Origin of the sequence: Parageobacillus caldoxylosilyticus (assembly GCF_019272935.1) — a bacterium.
Taxonomy (GTDB): domain Bacteria; phylum Bacillota; class Bacilli; order Bacillales; family Anoxybacillaceae; genus Saccharococcus; species Saccharococcus caldoxylosilyticus.
On record NZ_CP040553.1, the window covers coordinates 1,565,077 to 1,580,395 of the forward strand.

Genomic DNA, 15,319 nt, shown 5'->3' on the forward strand with positions numbered 1-15,319 from the left:
ATATGTTTCATAACATTCCCGATGACAAGCATAAGATGGTCACAGGACGACTTTAGGACAAAGGGGGAAAATATAATGAACTTTTTCTACGCACTAAATGGGAGGTCCCTAAAAAAAGCATTGATTATCGTTCTTTCTGCATTTTTTACCGCCGCTATTTTATATGCACATGGAATGTATAATACCACTCTTTCTCTCTCTGCCGGTCCAAAGGCTATCTATAAAGTGGGGAAAAGCAAAGATGAAATAGCATTGACATTTGATATTAGCTGGGGGGATCAAAATGCTTTGCACATCCTCGATGTATTAAAACAAAACGGCATCAAAAATGCAACCTTTTTTTTATCGGCTTCGTGGGCAGAACGCCATCCAAACATCGTGAAGCGAATTAAAGAGGACGGCCACGAAATCGGCAGCATGGGTTATAACTTTTTGAACTATACGGAGCTAGAAAATGCGAAAATACGGCAAGATCTTATGCAAGCCAAGAAAGTATTTGACACCCTTGGAATAAAGGAAATAACATTATTGCGTCCTCCGGGAGGCAACTTTAACAAAAACGTGTTAAAGATTGCCGATTCCCTTGGCTACACAGTCGTTCACTGGAGCATTGATTCTAAAGATTGGCTTAATCCTGGCACCAACACCATTGTGAAAAATGTTGTCACCGACATGGAAGCGGGAGACATTATTTTACTTCATGCATCCGATTCTGCCAAGCAAACAGCAAAAGCACTTCCAAAGATTATTGAGGTAATGAAGGAAAACGGATACCGGAATGTTAGCGTTTCGCAGCTGATTGCGAATGGAGATGTAAGCAGCAAGGAAATCAATTAAACGATCATATGTTTGATCCGATTTTTACAAAAAAGGAGGAGCTCCTCCTCCTTTTCGGTTATGATTTCGCGCCGCCTGTTAATTTATGCAGTATAAGCAGCTGATAAGCATTGCAAGCTAATAAAGGAAACAACATTAAATAAAGCCAGTTTCGGTCATTAATACGCAATACAGGGAACCATTCAATTACCGTCACGACAATCATGAAGAACAAGGCTGGCACAAATGCTCCTTTATTGGTTTGCGCGCTTTTTATATACGCTACAACAAGCCCAACCATTAAAAGAAATAAAGCCACTAATATGTAACTAACCACAGACTCACCCTTGGCCGCAAATGCTTGATAACGAAAATATACCAAGTCAAACAGTACAAACAAAATTAACACCATTTGTACAGCGTTCCACAGCGAGGCAGAGCGGAAAATTCCCAGCCCAAAGCGATGGATAGTTAAATAGGCAAAAAAACCCGCTTGGCTCACGACACTAAAAATAAAGCCAACACCAATATGCCACATCAATACAGCGAAAATTTCCACTACGTCCAATTGCAACAGCAGTTTTTGGTATTGGCCCCAATTAAAAACGATTCCTATAATTGCCGTCGTTATTCCTCCGATAGCTAATGTCGTTAAAAATAAACGCACCCATTTACGGCTGTTCACAACTCCATCCTCCATTATTCTCAACATGATTCGCTTTAAATTTTATCAACGACTTCGGAAAAAAGCCAGCTTGGAATAAAGCAAATGCATATTTTTCTGTTGAAAATTCATATTAAGGGTAGGGACTTTTGCAAGAAAGGAGCTTACCTACATGAAAAAAAGTACATTGCTCCTGTTATTGAGCTATTTTCTTATCCTTGGTTCTTGTGCTCCTCAAGAAATTAGTGCACCTCCCCCTGATTATGACGAAACGAAAAAAATGGTCGTTGATATTTTAAAAACCGATGAAGGAAAAAAGGCGATTCAAGAAATCATGACGGATGAAAAAATGAAGCAACAACTCATCATGGAACAAACCGTCATCAAAGACACGTTGCAAAAAGTACTGACTTCTGAACAGGGAATAAAATTTTGGGAGAAAGCACTACAAGATCCCAAAATTGCGGAAAGCTTTGCCAAAAGCTTAAAAACGGAACATGAAAAAACGATCAAAGCGTTGATGAAAGACCCGGAATATCAAGGGATGATGATAGATATTTTGAAAAATCCTGAAATGGAAAAAGCAATGCTAGACGTGTTAAAAAGCAAGGAGTTTCGCCAACATCTGCAGCAAGTCATCACCGAAACGCTGAACAGTCCATTGTTCCAAGCAAAAATTCAAGACATATTAATCAAATCGGCTGAAAACATACAACAGGAAACGAAAAAACAAGGCGATGGTGAAGAGGCGGGAGAGGGAGAAGAAAGCAGCGGAGATCAGCAAGGGCAAGGAGCAGGAAGCTAAAAGGAGAACATCTCTTAGAGATGCATCTCCTTTTTTATTTAACATTTTTCGATAATTTTGCGGGCGATGTCCATATATATTTGTCCAATCGGATGATCCTCGGCATACACCGATGGAGCAAAATCATCATCATTCCAATCTGGTTGCTGCAGCGGCAATTGGCCTAATAGTTCTGTTTGCAACTCCTTGGCAAGCTTTTCGCCACCGCCTTTGCCAAATACATATTCTCTTTCCCCTGTTTTGCGGCTTTCAAAATAGGACATATTCTCAATCACACCGATAATTTCATGCTCGGTACGAAGCGCCATTGCCCCCGCGCGCGCCGCCACAAACGCCGCTGTCGGATGCGGAGTAGTAACGATGATTTCTTTGCACGATGGCAGCATCGTATGGACATCTAACGCAACATCTCCTGTTCCAGGAGGTAAATCCAATAATAGGTAGTCTAGATCGCCCCATTCCACTTCTTTGAAAAAGTTGTTTAACATTTTTCCTAACATTGGACCACGCCAAATAACAGGAGCGTTATCTTCGACAAAAAAGGCCATGGAAATGACTTTTACTCCAAAACGTTCCACCGGAATAATTTTATCACCGCGCACCGTCGGGCGTTCGACAATGCCCATCATGTCCGGAACACTAAATCCATAAATATCGGCATCAATGAGCCCTACCTTTTTGCCAAGGCGAGCGAGAGAAACAGCCAAATTGACGGAAACGGTCGACTTTCCGACCCCGCCTTTTCCGCTGGCAATCGCAATGTAAGTAGTTTTGGACTTGCTCCCTTCATATTTTGCCACTACTTCTTCAGGAAGCTGTGCAAACCGCAAGCCTACCGAAGCAGCGCCCGCATCTTTTAATAATTGGACAACTGTCGTTTGCACCCGAAGCTGTTCTGCTGTTCCCGTTTTGGCCAATGCAATTTTGACGCTAACATGTTTTTTGTCTTCCTTAATTTTAATTTCTTGGATTGCATTTGTTTCTTTAAACGTTTTGTTTAAAAACGGATCTTTGATGTTTTCAAGCAGCGCTCTAACCTCGTTCTCCGTAAGCATCGATCATCACCAGCCCTTATGTATATATTGCGTTTCATATTTTTACTATATCATATATAATGATCGCATAGCCATTATGTAAAAAAAAGGAATCCCCCTACTTCGGGGGATTTTTCTCATTAGAAAAATATCGCAGCACTCCTTTGTATATCGAGGCGGCAAGTTTGGTTTGATAGTGATTGGAAGCTAAAAGTTCCCTCTCCTCCGGATTGGATAAAAAACCAATTTCGACGAGCGCGCCAGGTTTTTTCGCATATTTTAACAAATAAACGGTATCAATAACTTTGGCTACACGGTTTGTATTTTCAAGATTACGCCGCAACTCGTCCTGGATAAACCTAGCAAGCCGTTCATTTTCTATCAATGAACCATAATAAAAGGTTTGCGCTCCACGCCAACGCGGAGAAGGGATCGCATTGAGATGAATGCTAATAAATAAATCCGCTTCTGATTCATTAATAAAAGCGACTCGCTTTCGCAAATCCTCTGTTTTCCGCCGGCTGTAGCCGCGCGTGTCTTTATCAGCAAGATCGCTGTCCGTTTCCCTTGTCATCAGCACGAGCGCTCCTTGCTGCTGCAAGTAGTCACGCAATTTCGCCGCCACTTTCAGCGCCACTTCTTTTTCCACCACATCGCCGCCGACCGCTCCGCCATCTGGTCCGCCGTGACCAGGGTCTAAAATGATAATCCTTCCAGATAGCGGAAGATTCCATGATTTTGTTGAAGTGGGATCGGAAAAAAGGTATTGGAACAAAACAATAATAATGGCCAAACTAATGACAAGAGCACCCAACCATTTTCCTTTCATTATTTCTCCTCCTGCGTTTCCCCTACTCTATGTTATATGGGACAAGAGGCTAAAATAGAACTTCTTTCAGTGAAGTTTCAAGCGCCGGCGTTTTTTTCCTTTTTCAAATCCTTCTGTCCACCAATAAATGATATAATGCTCGCATGTATAATAAAGCGATTCGCTTACCAATCCGTCATCGATATTGCCCCAAAAGCAAAGGAAATCGAATAATGTATCGATTAAATATTTTTCCTCTTGCGCACATCGTCTTCTTACGCTTTCTGTCGACTCCCCATAGTAACCAAACCGGCTGTAGTTTGCACCGAGCAAATACGCCTCAATCGCGATATCGATGCATCCTTCCTCAATAATGGCTGGGAATACGCGATACATATGATAAAAAGGACCAAATTGTTCAATGACTTTCGTTTTTAACTTTTCCAACGACAACTCGCGCAACATTTTTCGCTCGTATAGTATTTGCTTTTCGCGTTTTTTTTCCTTAAATGAAGTAATGACATTCATGTTCTTTCACGCTCCTTTAGGATGTAGTTTTCAACGATTCATCCTAAACATGCGTGAAGAAAAAAGGTGAGGGAAAAGAAAAAAATCCCAGCCGATATGGCTGAGATTTGTGGAAAAATAAGATTAACGTTTGGAGAATTGTGGAGCGCGACGAGCACCTTTGAGACCGTATTTTTTCCGTTCTTTCACGCGAGCATCGCGTGTTAATAATCCTGCGCGTTTTAATATTGGGCGATAATCCGGGTCTACTTGCAATAACGCACGGGCAATGCCGTGGCGAATCGCACCTGCTTGACCAGCAAATCCGCCGCCTTTTACGTTTACCAACACATCATAATTTCCTAATGTTTCTGTTAACACTAGCGGTTGTTTCACCACTTCGATTAACGCTTCTGTTGGAATATAGTCACGAATGTCACGGTTGTTGACGATAATGCGTCCGTCTCCTGGAACAAGGCGCACGCGTGCAACAGAGCTTTTGCGACGACCTGTGCCATAATATTGTACCTGTGCCAAAATAATACCCTCCTTCATCGATTATCCGCGAATTTCATAAACTTCTGGTTTTTGTGCTTGATGTGGATGTTCGCTTCCACGATATACGTGCAGTTTTTTAAACATTTGACGACCTAAGCGGCCTTTTGGAAGCATTCCGCGTACCGCTCTTTCAATCATTTGCTCTGGATAGTTTGTACGCATTTCTAAAGCCGTTCTTATTTTTAATCCACCTGGATGCAAGCTGTGACGATAATAAAGTTTTTTCGTTAATTTTTTCCCGGTTAATTCCACTTTATCTGCATTGATCACGATGACATGATCGCCGCAATCCACGTGTGGTGTGAATATTGGTTTATGTTTGCCGCGCAAAATTGCTGCTACTTCACTTGCAAGGCGTCCTAACGTTTTGCCAGCAGCGTCGACAACGTACCATTTACGTTCTACTTCATTTGGCTTCGCCATGTAAGTTGTACGCATTCTGTTCCCTCCTAAAATAAAAAATAAACATGCAATTTGCTATAAAATTTATCTCAACACGATTACTTTCCGGGGCTAATCGTGGAAAAATACATACCATATTACATAATATCTCTTTAGCATATCAATGTCAAGAAAATGTTACACCAGGACTAGTTGTCATAATATACTTTCCATAAATACAGACCTTGAGGCGGAGCAGTCGGGCCAGCATAACGCCGGTCTTTTGCCTCCAAAATAGTGGAAATGCTGTCTGCGCTCCGTTTTCCTTGACCAACCTCCAAAATAGTCCCAACAATAATCCGCACCATATTATACAAAAATCCATTGCCAATCAGACGAAATTCTAACATCTCTTGATCAACGGCCATGTCCGCTTGATAAATAGTCCGTATACGATCATCTATATCGGTTTTTGCGGAACAAAAGCTCGTAAAATCATGTGTGCCTTCCATTAGTCGTAATGCACGTCTCATTGCTTCCATATCAAGTGGATAAGGGTAATGATAGCAATAATTACGCAAAAATACGTCACGTTCTTGGGCAATTCGTACTTTATATCGATATTCTTTTGCTTTGGCACTAAAACGCGCATGAAAAGAAGGATCCGCTTCTTGCACATCTTTAATCACTATATCATCCGGTAACTGGGCATTTAATGCTTTTTTCCATTGATCTGCAGAAAGCGATAAAAACGTATCGAAATGAATCACTTGCCCGTATGCATGAACACCCGCATCTGTCCTTCCTGAAGCAGTAGCACGAATCGCTTTCCCTTTATGCATTTGTTCCAGCACGCGTTCTAACTCGCCTTGCACCGTTCGTTTGCCAGGCTGAATTTGATAACCGGAAAAATGTGTACCGTCATAGGAAAGCGTGCATTTGATCCGTTTGCTCATTTTTCCCCTCCCTGTTATGAGCGTAGTACAAACAAAACAACAGCTAATAATAAAACTGCCGCTAAAAAAGCTGTATCTGTCCATTTCCATACCAACTGGCGAAATTTCGTTCTTCCCTCGCCGCCGCGGTAGCCGCGCGCTTCCATCGCGGTTGCCAGTTCCTCAGCGCGTTTAAACGAACTGATAAATAGCGGCACAAGCAGTGATACAATCGCTTTCATTCTTTCCGAAAATCGGCCTCCAGTAAAATCGACGCCGCGGGCTGTTTGTGCTTTCATAATTTTCTCCGTTTCTTCCATTAGCGTCGGGATAAAACGAAGAGAAATAGACATCATTAGCGCCAGTTCATGGACAGGAACGCGCATTTTTTTTAGCGGCGCCAGTAGGATTTCCACTCCGTCAGTCACTTCGATCGGGGTGGTGGTTAAGGTTAATAAAGTAGTAATAATAATGAGCAGTAGAAAGCGTAGCGAAATAAAAATTCCTTGCTTGACGCCGCCTTCGTAAATCGAAAAGGAACCAATTTGGTATAGCACATCCCCCTCTTTTGTCATCAAGACATGCAGCAAAAAAGTAAAGACGATAATCCATATAATCGGCTTTAAACCTCTAATCACAAACGATAACGGGATGCGCGACAATGCGAGAAAACCAAATGTAAATACCGTTAATACGGCATAAGTAACACTATTATTCGCTAAAAAGACGATAAATACGTACATAAAGATGATTAACAGTTTGGCACGCGGGTCCATGCGGTGAATGACGGAATTGCCAGGTACATATTTCCCAATAATCATGCTATTCATCATGAGTGTTCACCTTGGAAAATAATTTTTGAATGGCGTCTACGGTCTCTTCGATCGTCAAACACGGAGATGGCAGGGTAATCCCTAACTTTTTCTCCAATTCTTTTTTTAGACGCACTGTCTCCGGTACATTGAGCCCAATTTCCTCTAAAGAATCGCTATCTTGAAAAATTTGTTGTGGTGTTCCCGTTTTCCACACGGTCCCTTTATGCATAACAATCATATAATCTGCATATGCGGCAGCATCCTCCATGCTATGGGTAACTAATACGGTCGTCATCTGTTTTTCACGATGAAGGCGGTAGAACATTTCCATGATTTCTTTACGCCCGCGTGGGTCTAGGCCAGCCGTCGGCTCGTCCAACACAATCACATCAGGTTCCATCGCCAACACCCCGGCAATGGCAACACGGCGCATTTGCCCGCCGCTTAAATCAAACGGCGACTTGCTTAATACGTCCTCCGGAAGCCCGACTAGCTTAATCAGCTCTCTTGCCTTCCTTTTTGCTTTCTCCTCGGGAACACCGAAATTCATTGGTCCGAAACATATATCTTTCTCCACTGTTTCCTCAAACAGTTGGTGTTCTGGAAATTGAAAGACAATACCAACCTGTTTGCGGAGCGGTTTTAAGTCCCTTTGGCGTTTTTTATTTGTAATCGTTTGATTTCCTACCGTCACTGTGCCGCTTGTCGGCTGAAGCAACCCGTTTAGATGTTGCAACAACGTCGATTTTCCTGAACCAGTATGACCGACAACCGCCACATAAGAGCCGCTTTCAATCATGATGTCCACGTCGTATAACGCTCGACGGGCAAACGGTGAGTTGGCATTATATACATGTTCTACCTTTTGGAATATAATGTCCATAATTCTTCTACCAACTCCTCTATCGTAAAGTAGCTTGAAGATAGCGGGATTCCGCACTGTTTTAGCCGGTCTCTTATTTTTACCGCAAACGGCAAATCCAAGCCTATTCGTTCTAGTTTTGTCCCAAGCGCAAAAATTTGTTTCGGCGTTCCTTCTGTCATTATTTCCCCTCTATTCATGACAATAACGCGGTCGGCCTTAGCGACTTCCTCTAAATCATGGGTGATGGACAACACAGTGATACGTTGTTTTTTGTTTAAATCACGGACGGTGTCTAATACTTCCTGCCTTCCTTTTGGATCTAGCATCGATGTTGCCTCATCTAAAATGATGAGATCCGGCCGCAAGGCAAGGATGCCTGCAATCGCAACGCGCTGCTTTTGACCGCCGGAAAGGTGATGTGGTTCATGGTGCAAAAACTCTTCCATATGAACTTGCCGAATCGCTTCATGAACTCTTTTGACCATTTCGTCGCGAGGAACCCCATTGTTTTCCAGAGCAAAAGCGACATCATCTTCTACCGTCGTTCCGACAAACTGATTATCTGGATTTTGGAATACCATGCCAACGCGACGGCGGATTTCCCAAACTGTCTGCTCATCAAGCACATGATGAAACAGCTTAATCACACCGCTTTCCGGTCTTAACAACCCGATAAGCAATTTAGCAATGGTTGATTTTCCTGAACCGTTATGCCCGACAATCGCCAGCCATTCCCCACGCTTCGCTTGGAATGTTACGTTTTGCACAGCATAATCAGATTGATTTGGATAGCGAAAACATAGCTTTTCCACGGATAAAATGGTTTCTGTCATAATTCCTTCTCCTTGTCTCTTCTATCTCTCACCTCTACTCTACTACAAACCAGTAAAATAAAAAAAGGGCATAGATCCAGTTCGAAAGAAACTGTCTCGCCCTTGTTAGTCAACAGAACTGCTTTACATTACACTAGTTCAATGATCACCATTGGCGCTCCATCGCCGCGGCGAGGACCAAGTTTCATAATCCGAGTATAACCGCCTTGGCGATCTTGATAACGCGGTGCAATATCGCTGAACAGCTTTTGCAGTGCGTCTTGACCTGTTTCACTGTTTGCTACTTCTTTACGAATAAATGCTGCCGCTTGACGGCGTGCATGCAAATCACCGCGCTTGCCAAGCGTGATCATTTTTTCAATCACAGAACGCAATTCTTTCGCACGCGCCTCTGTTGTTTCAATACGCTCATTAATGATTAAATCTGTTGCTAAATCGCGAAGCAATGCTTTGCGTTGAGCGCTTGTACGTCCTAATTTTCTGTATGACATGAGATGTCCCTCCTTTATAATATTTTCGCATGATATCCGATGCAAATCTCTTATTTAGCTGCTAACAAGAATGGTAACAATAATGTTTCTCGAACAAAATGAAACTGCAATATTTAGCAAGTCAACCAACAAATAGACGAACATGCCCTATTCCTGGCTGTTTTCGTTCGACAAAGCCGATTTCCATAGTAACATGAAAATACTAGTTAAACAACGTTAACTAGTCATCTTTCCGCAGGCTAAGCCCAAGTTCAGCCAGCTTCGCTTTTACTTCTTCAAGAGATTTGCGACCAAGATTGCGCACTTTCATCATATCTTCTTCTGTTTTTTGCGTCAGTTCTTGAACCGTGTTAATACCGGCACGTTTCAAGCAGTTGTAGGAACGGACAGAAAGATCAAGCTCTTCAATAGTCATTTCGAGCACTTTTTCTTTTTGATCTTCTTCTTTTTCCACCATGATTTCCGCATTTTGCGCTTCATCTGTCAGGCTGACGAAAATATTTAAGTGCTCGGTTAAAATTTTCGCACCGAGGGAAATGGCTTCTTTCGGTCCGATGCTTCCATCTGTCCACACATCAATGGTTAACTTATCATAGTCCGTCACTTGTCCGACACGCGTATTCTCTACTTGATAAGAAACGCGTGAAACAGGTGTATAAATCGAATCGATAGGGATAACGCCTATTGGCTGATCCTCGCGCTTGTTGGCCTCAGCTGGAACATACCCACGTCCCCGTTTGGCGGTCATTCTCATACGCAAACGCCCGCCTTCTGCCAACGTAGCAATATGAAGGTCCGGGTTTAAAATTTCCACATCGCTGTCGTGAGTAATATCAGCAGCTGTGACAACTCCTTCACCCTGTACATCGATTTCCAACGTTTTTTCTTCATCGGAATAAATCTTTAACGCTAATTTTTTTATGTTCAAAATGATTGCTGTCACATCTTCTACGACGCCATCAATCGTTGAGAACTCATGCAGTACACCATCTATTTGTACCGATGTCACAGCAGCACCAGGGAGTGAAGATAATAGGATACGACGTAAGGAGTTACCCAAAGTTGTACCATATCCACGCTCAAGCGGTTCGACGACGAATTTGCCATATTTGGCATCTTCGCTGATTTCAACCGTTTCGATTTTCGGTTTTTCAATTTCAATCATCGATTATTATACCCTCCTTCAAAACGTCGAGACCCCGACCAAACGATACACGCCTAATCGAAATTCCCCCATGAATAAGTTCCCAAATGTGTAAATGGCTAAGCAATATTTTCCCTGTACATAATGATACTTATCATATCCCATTATTGACAAGGATACAAATTCTATACAGGGATATTACACACGGCGACGTTTTGGCGGACGGCATCCATTGTGCGGGATAGGAGTTACGTCTTTAATTGCTGTAATTTCCAATCCAGCTGCCTGCAATGCGCGAATCGCTGCCTCACGACCAGCACCAGGTCCTTTTACGTTTACTTCTACTGTTTTCATTCCATGTTCCATCGAAGCTTTTGCAGCTGCTTCCGCTGCCATTTGCGCCGCAAATGGTGTCGATTTACGGGAACCTTTAAAACCTAACGCTCCAGCGCTGGACCAAGCAATCGTATTTCCGTGAACGTCTGTAATCGTTACGATCGTATTGTTAAAAGTGGAACGAATATGGGCAATACCCGTATCAATATTTTTTCTTACACGGCGTTTGCGTGTATTTGTTTTACGTGCCATTCGTGGAATTACCTCCTTTGCTTAATTATTTTTTCTTGTTCGCTACGGTACGGCGTGGACCTTTACGTGTACGAGCATTGTTTTTCGTATTTTGGCCGCGAACCGGCAAGCCGCGACGGTGGCGAAGGCCACGATAGCATCCGATCTCAATTAAACGTTTAATATTTAACGATACTTCGCGACGAAGATCTCCTTCCACTTTCAAGCGGCTGACGATCTCGCGAATTCTCCCTAATTCTTCCTCTGTCAAGTCACGAACACGAGTATCTTCTGATACACCTGCTTCTTTCAAGATTTTTTGAGCAGTTGGTTTGCCGATTCCGTAGATATAAGTTAACGAAATAACTACACGTTTATCACGTGGAATATCTACACCTGCAATACGTGCCATATTGTACACCTCCTTAAAGATTAACCTTGTCGTTGTTTATGTTTTGGATTTTCGCAAATCACCATAACTTTACCACGTCTACGAATAACTTTACATTTTTCACAAATAGGTTTTACAGATGGTCTTACTTTCATGTCTTTTACCTCCCTGTCAAACGGAGTGCTTTCATTATTTATAACGATACGTGATTCGACCGCGTGTCAAATCATACGGAGATAATTCTACCGTAACTTTATCTCCAGGTAAAATCCGAATGAAATGCATGCGAATTTTACCAGAAACATGCGCCAATACAGTATGACCATTTTCTAATTCTACACGAAACATCGCATTTGGCAATGTTTCGACTACAGTGCCTTCCACTTCAATTACATCGTCTTTAGCCATCGAGCGGCTCTCCCTCCTTCGAATGAGTAACATAGTGTTACGAAAAACCGAATGAACACCATATTGGCCAACGGCTCCACAATCCGTGTCCATCATGATTATATTAGAGGGTTGTCAAGATTTCATAGCCATTTTCTGTAATGGCGATCGTGTGCTCAAAATGGGCACACATCTTTCCGTCTACCGTAACGACGGTCCAGTTATCAGCAAGTGTTTTGACATAGCGGCTGCCCGCATTGACCATCGGTTCAATACATAACGTCATTCCTGGTTTTAAACGCGGTCCTTTATTCGGCGGACCATAATGCGGTATTTGCGGGTCTTCATGTAAGTCTTGACCAATTCCGTGCCCAACATACTCGCGAACGATCGAAAAATGGTGAGATTCCACATACGTTTGAATCGCGTGAGAAATATTGGACAAACGGGCACCTGGTTTTGCTTCTTCTAATCCTATATATAAGGATTTTTCCGTTACTTCAAGAAGCTTTTTCGTTTCTTCCGCAATTTCCCCAACAGGATACGTCCATGCGGAATCAGCATGATAGCCATTATATTGGGCGCCGACATCAATGCTGATAATATCTCCTTCTTTTAATACCCGGTTGCCAGGAATTCCGTGAACAAGCTCTTCATTTACAGAAGTGCAAATGCTTCCTGGAAATCCGTTGTATCCTTTAAACGAAGGAATGGCACCGTACTGGCGTATTACGTCTTCCGCAATCGCATCCAACTCTTTCGTTGTAATCCCAGGACGAATATGTTTTTCTAACTCTTTTCGGGTCAGCGCCACGATTTTCCCGGCCTCGCGCATGATTTCAATTTCACGCGGAGTTTTGCAAATAATCATTATTGTAATCCTCCGAGAAGTTCACGAATATCTGCGAATACTTTTTCAATATCTTGCTGTCCGTTAATGTGGCGTAAATACCCTTTTTTCTCGTAAAAATCCAGCAACGGCTGCATTTGTTTGGCGTTTACTTCGAGCCGGTTCGCTACCGTCTCTTCATTATCATCGGCGCGTTGGTATAGTTCGCCGCCGCATTTATCGCAAACGCCTGGCTTGGCCGGCGGATTAAATACAAGATGGTACGTTGCGCCACAGTTTTTACAAATTCTTCTTCCTGTCAACCGTTCCATTAAAATATCTTTATTTACATGAATATGAATCACATAATCAATCGTGCGATTTAATTCGGCAAGAATGTTTTCTAACGCCTCCGCTTGGGCAACCGTCCGTGGAAACCCGTCTAGCAAAAATCCTTTTTGACAATCGTCTTTGCTTAAACGCTCGCGAACGATGCCGATGGTCACTTCATCCGGAACAAGATCACCGCGATCCATATATTCTTTCGCTTGCAATCCTAATGGTGTTCCCTCTTTAATGGCCGCACGGAACATATCACCAGTGGAAATATGCGGAATTCCGTATGTCTCAACAATTTTTTCCGCTTGAGTACCTTTTCCGGCACCTGGTAAACCCATTAGTACTAAATTCATCCTCGCTCCCCCTCAGCTCTAAGAGGCAAGGGGCGGTTGCTCCTGACCTCTTTATTTAATAAAACCTCGATAGTGACGTTTCACAAGCTGGCTTTCTAGCTGTTTCATTGTCTCGAGCGCAACACCGACGACAATGAGCAAACTGGTTCCACCGATGCGAGCGGAAGGTGGCAAATTAGCAAAATTGACAAAGAACACAGGAAGGACCGCAACTGCTGCTAAAAATATCGAACCGACAAATGTAAGCCGGTATAAAATTTTGGTGACATACTCCTGTGTATTTTTCCCTGGACGTATCCCTGGGATATAACCACCTTGTTTTTTCAAGTTGTCCGCCATTTGTTCAGGATTGACTTGAACAAAGGCATAGAAATACGTAAAGGCGATAATTAATAGCACGTAAAGAACCATGCCAACTGGGTGTGTATAGTCGAATGTTTTCCGAATCCACAATGTTACATCATTCGATCCAAAAAACGATGCAATTGTCGGTGGAGCAACAAGAAATGACACGGCAAAAATCACTGGAATAACTCCCGCTGGATTCACTTTCAGCGGCAAATGGGTAGAATGCCCGCCAACCGGGCTCCGTCCTTCCAGTCGTTTAGCATATTGAATCGGAATTTTCCGGAATGCTTGTTGAATGTAAATAACGCCAACGATAACAACAACTACCGCTAACGCAACAAGCAGAAGCTTCACAATGCGCAAAAACAACTCTTCGCCGGCATTTTCAAATTGCTGTGCATAAATTTGATTGAGCACAGCAGGGATACCGGAAACGATCCCGGCAAAAATAATAATCGAAATGCCGTTTCCTACACCTTTCGCAGTAATTTGTTCACCAAGCCACATCAGAAATGCCGTTCCGGCTGTTAAAACCGTTGCGATTAATAAATAGGTTGGTATACCAGGGTCTTTAATGAGCGCTCCCGATGCCATACGGTTAAAACCATACGACATTCCGAACGCCTGAATAAAACCTAAAATGACCGTAAAATAGCGGGTAAACTGAGCTAATTTACGTCGTCCAACCTCACCTTGCTTCGACCACTCCGTAAATTTAGGAACAACATCCATCTGCAGCAGCTGCACGATGATGGATGCTGTAATATACGGCATCACGCCCATCGCAAAAATCGAGAAGTTTTGCAATGCCCCGCCGCCGAATATGTTAAGAACGCCAAAAGCGTTTAGCTGATCCTGCACTTTTAAGACATCCGCATTCACATTCGGAACGGGGATAAATGTTCCAATCCGGAACACAATGAGCATAAGAAGAGTAAAGATGATTTTTTTTCTTATATCACCGACGCGCATAAAGTTGGAGATTGTCCGAAACATTAAATCACCTCAGTTTTACCGCCAGCAGCTTCGATTGCCTCTTTGGCAGAAGCAGAGAATTTGTGAGCTTTTACCGTTAGCTTTTTCTCAATTTGTCCTTTGCCTAAAATTTTCACGCCCGATTTCAATTTGCTGATGACGCCTGTTTCCAGCAGCAACTCAGGTGTTACTTCTGTTCCGTCTTCAAAACGGTTTAATTTGTCAAGGTTAACAATGGCGTATTCTTTGCGGTTGATATTGGTGAAACCGCGTTTTGGAAGACGACGGAATAAAGGAGTTTGACCACCTTCAAAACCGAGGCGTACTCCACCGCCAGAGCGGGCGTTTTGACCTTTTTGACCTCTGCCAGATGTTTTGCCGTTACCAGAACCGATACCGCGGCCGACGCGATTACGTTCTTTCCGGGAACCCGGTGCTGGTTGTAATTCGTGAAGTTTCATGGCGAAGCACCTC

At 42.9% G+C, this 15,319-nt stretch carries 22 protein-coding genes; 2 read left to right on the top strand and 20 right to left on the bottom strand.

Going from position 1 to position 15,319, the window contains the following annotated elements; all coding sequences use genetic code 11:
• Positions 1-75: 75 nt before the first annotated feature.
• Positions 76-837, top strand: a complete 762-nt coding sequence (pdaB, locus tag BV455_RS07940; RefSeq protein ID WP_017433984.1) for a polysaccharide deacetylase family sporulation protein PdaB — start codon at positions 76-78, stop codon at positions 835-837.
• Between the two features lie 58 nt (positions 838-895).
• Here pdaB and BV455_RS07945 read toward each other — a convergent pair whose 3' ends face one another.
• Positions 896-1,501: a KinB-signaling pathway activation protein gene (locus BV455_RS07945; protein ID WP_061579349.1), complete on the bottom strand. Its 606-nt coding sequence runs from the start codon at positions 1,499-1,501 to the stop codon at positions 896-898.
• A 151-nt stretch (positions 1,502-1,652) separates the two neighbouring features.
• On the opposite strand from BV455_RS07945, the gene gerD reads away from it, so the two are divergent.
• Complete coding sequence (gene gerD, locus BV455_RS07950) at positions 1,653-2,285, top strand: spore germination lipoprotein GerD (RefSeq protein ID WP_042410105.1); 633 nt, start codon at positions 1,653-1,655, stop codon at positions 2,283-2,285.
• Positions 2,286-2,323: 38 nt separating this feature from the next.
• On the opposite strand, the gene BV455_RS07955 is transcribed toward gerD, so the two are convergent.
• The 19 genes from BV455_RS07955 to rplO form a co-directional block, all read right to left on the bottom strand.
• Entirely contained in the window at positions 2,324-3,340 is a 1,017-nt protein-coding gene (locus tag BV455_RS07955; protein ID WP_017433987.1) for an Mrp/NBP35 family ATP-binding protein, read from the bottom strand.
• A gap of 97 nt (positions 3,341-3,437) precedes the next feature.
• Complete coding sequence (cwlD, locus tag BV455_RS07960) at positions 3,438-4,148, bottom strand: N-acetylmuramoyl-L-alanine amidase CwlD (RefSeq protein ID WP_017433988.1); 711 nt, start codon at positions 4,146-4,148, stop codon at positions 3,438-3,440.
• 66 nt (positions 4,149-4,214) lie between these two features.
• Complete coding sequence (locus BV455_RS07965) at positions 4,215-4,655, bottom strand: YbaK family protein (protein ID WP_218687919.1); 441 nt, start codon at positions 4,653-4,655, stop codon at positions 4,215-4,217.
• 123 nt (positions 4,656-4,778) lie between these two features.
• Positions 4,779-5,171, bottom strand: a complete 393-nt coding sequence (rpsI, locus tag BV455_RS07970) for a 30S ribosomal protein S9 (protein ID WP_017433990.1) — start codon at positions 5,169-5,171, stop codon at positions 4,779-4,781.
• Positions 5,172-5,192: 21 nt separating this feature from the next.
• The gene (gene rplM / locus BV455_RS07975) at positions 5,193-5,630 is read right to left on the bottom strand and encodes a 50S ribosomal protein L13 (protein WP_042410108.1); all 438 of its coding nucleotides are present in this window, start codon (positions 5,628-5,630) and stop codon (positions 5,193-5,195) included.
• A 152-nt stretch (positions 5,631-5,782) separates the two neighbouring features.
• Positions 5,783-6,529 carry a tRNA pseudouridine(38-40) synthase TruA gene (gene truA, locus BV455_RS07980; RefSeq protein WP_017433992.1) on the bottom strand — a complete coding sequence of 249 codons (747 nt, stop codon included), beginning with the start codon at positions 6,527-6,529 and terminating at the stop codon, positions 5,783-5,785.
• A gap of 14 nt (positions 6,530-6,543) precedes the next feature.
• Entirely contained in the window at positions 6,544-7,341 is a 798-nt protein-coding gene (locus BV455_RS07985) for an energy-coupling factor transporter transmembrane component T family protein (RefSeq protein WP_017433993.1), read from the bottom strand.
• Entirely contained in the window at positions 7,331-8,206 is an 876-nt protein-coding gene (locus BV455_RS07990; protein WP_042410110.1) for an energy-coupling factor ABC transporter ATP-binding protein, read from the bottom strand. The genes BV455_RS07985 and BV455_RS07990 overlap by 11 nt, the downstream gene beginning before the upstream one ends.
• Entirely contained in the window at positions 8,182-9,021 is an 840-nt protein-coding gene (locus BV455_RS07995; protein ID WP_017433995.1) for an energy-coupling factor ABC transporter ATP-binding protein, read from the bottom strand. Before BV455_RS07995 ends, BV455_RS07990 begins: the two co-directional genes overlap by 25 nt.
• 128 nt (positions 9,022-9,149) lie before the next feature.
• Positions 9,150-9,512, bottom strand: coding sequence for a 50S ribosomal protein L17 (gene rplQ / locus BV455_RS08000; protein WP_017433996.1), 363 nt, complete (start codon positions 9,510-9,512; stop codon positions 9,150-9,152).
• Between the two features lie 220 nt (positions 9,513-9,732).
• Positions 9,733-10,677, bottom strand: coding sequence for a DNA-directed RNA polymerase subunit alpha (locus BV455_RS08005; RefSeq protein ID WP_017433997.1), 945 nt, complete (start codon positions 10,675-10,677; stop codon positions 9,733-9,735).
• Positions 10,678-10,854: 177 nt separating this feature from the next.
• Positions 10,855-11,244 (bottom strand): 30S ribosomal protein S11, encoded by a 390-nt coding sequence (gene rpsK / locus BV455_RS08010; RefSeq protein ID WP_017433998.1) that lies wholly within the window; start codon positions 11,242-11,244, stop codon positions 10,855-10,857.
• A 25-nt stretch (positions 11,245-11,269) separates the two neighbouring features.
• Entirely contained in the window at positions 11,270-11,635 is a 366-nt protein-coding gene (gene rpsM, locus BV455_RS08015; protein WP_017433999.1) for a 30S ribosomal protein S13, read from the bottom strand.
• A gap of 20 nt (positions 11,636-11,655) precedes the next feature.
• Positions 11,656-11,769: a 50S ribosomal protein L36 gene (gene rpmJ / locus BV455_RS08020; protein ID WP_003247619.1), complete on the bottom strand. Its 114-nt coding sequence runs from the start codon at positions 11,767-11,769 to the stop codon at positions 11,656-11,658.
• 34 nt (positions 11,770-11,803) lie between these two features.
• Positions 11,804-12,022, bottom strand: coding sequence for a translation initiation factor IF-1 (infA, locus tag BV455_RS08025; RefSeq protein ID WP_003247618.1), 219 nt, complete (start codon positions 12,020-12,022; stop codon positions 11,804-11,806).
• A 103-nt stretch (positions 12,023-12,125) separates the two neighbouring features.
• Positions 12,126-12,872 carry a type I methionyl aminopeptidase gene (gene map, locus BV455_RS08030; protein WP_017434000.1) on the bottom strand — a complete coding sequence of 249 codons (747 nt, stop codon included), beginning with the start codon at positions 12,870-12,872 and terminating at the stop codon, positions 12,126-12,128.
• The gene (locus tag BV455_RS08035; RefSeq protein WP_017434001.1) at positions 12,872-13,522 is read right to left on the bottom strand and encodes an adenylate kinase; all 651 of its coding nucleotides are present in this window, start codon (positions 13,520-13,522) and stop codon (positions 12,872-12,874) included. The genes map and BV455_RS08035 overlap by 1 nt, the downstream gene beginning before the upstream one ends.
• Positions 13,523-13,573: 51 nt before the next feature.
• A complete protein-coding gene (secY, locus tag BV455_RS08040; RefSeq protein ID WP_042410113.1) occupies positions 13,574-14,866 on the bottom strand; it encodes a preprotein translocase subunit SecY in 1,293 nt (430 codons plus the stop codon).
• Positions 14,866-15,306 (bottom strand): 50S ribosomal protein L15, encoded by a 441-nt coding sequence (rplO, locus tag BV455_RS08045; RefSeq protein WP_017434003.1) that lies wholly within the window; start codon positions 15,304-15,306, stop codon positions 14,866-14,868. The genes secY and rplO overlap by 1 nt, the downstream gene beginning before the upstream one ends.
• Positions 15,307-15,319: the final 13 nt, after the last annotated feature.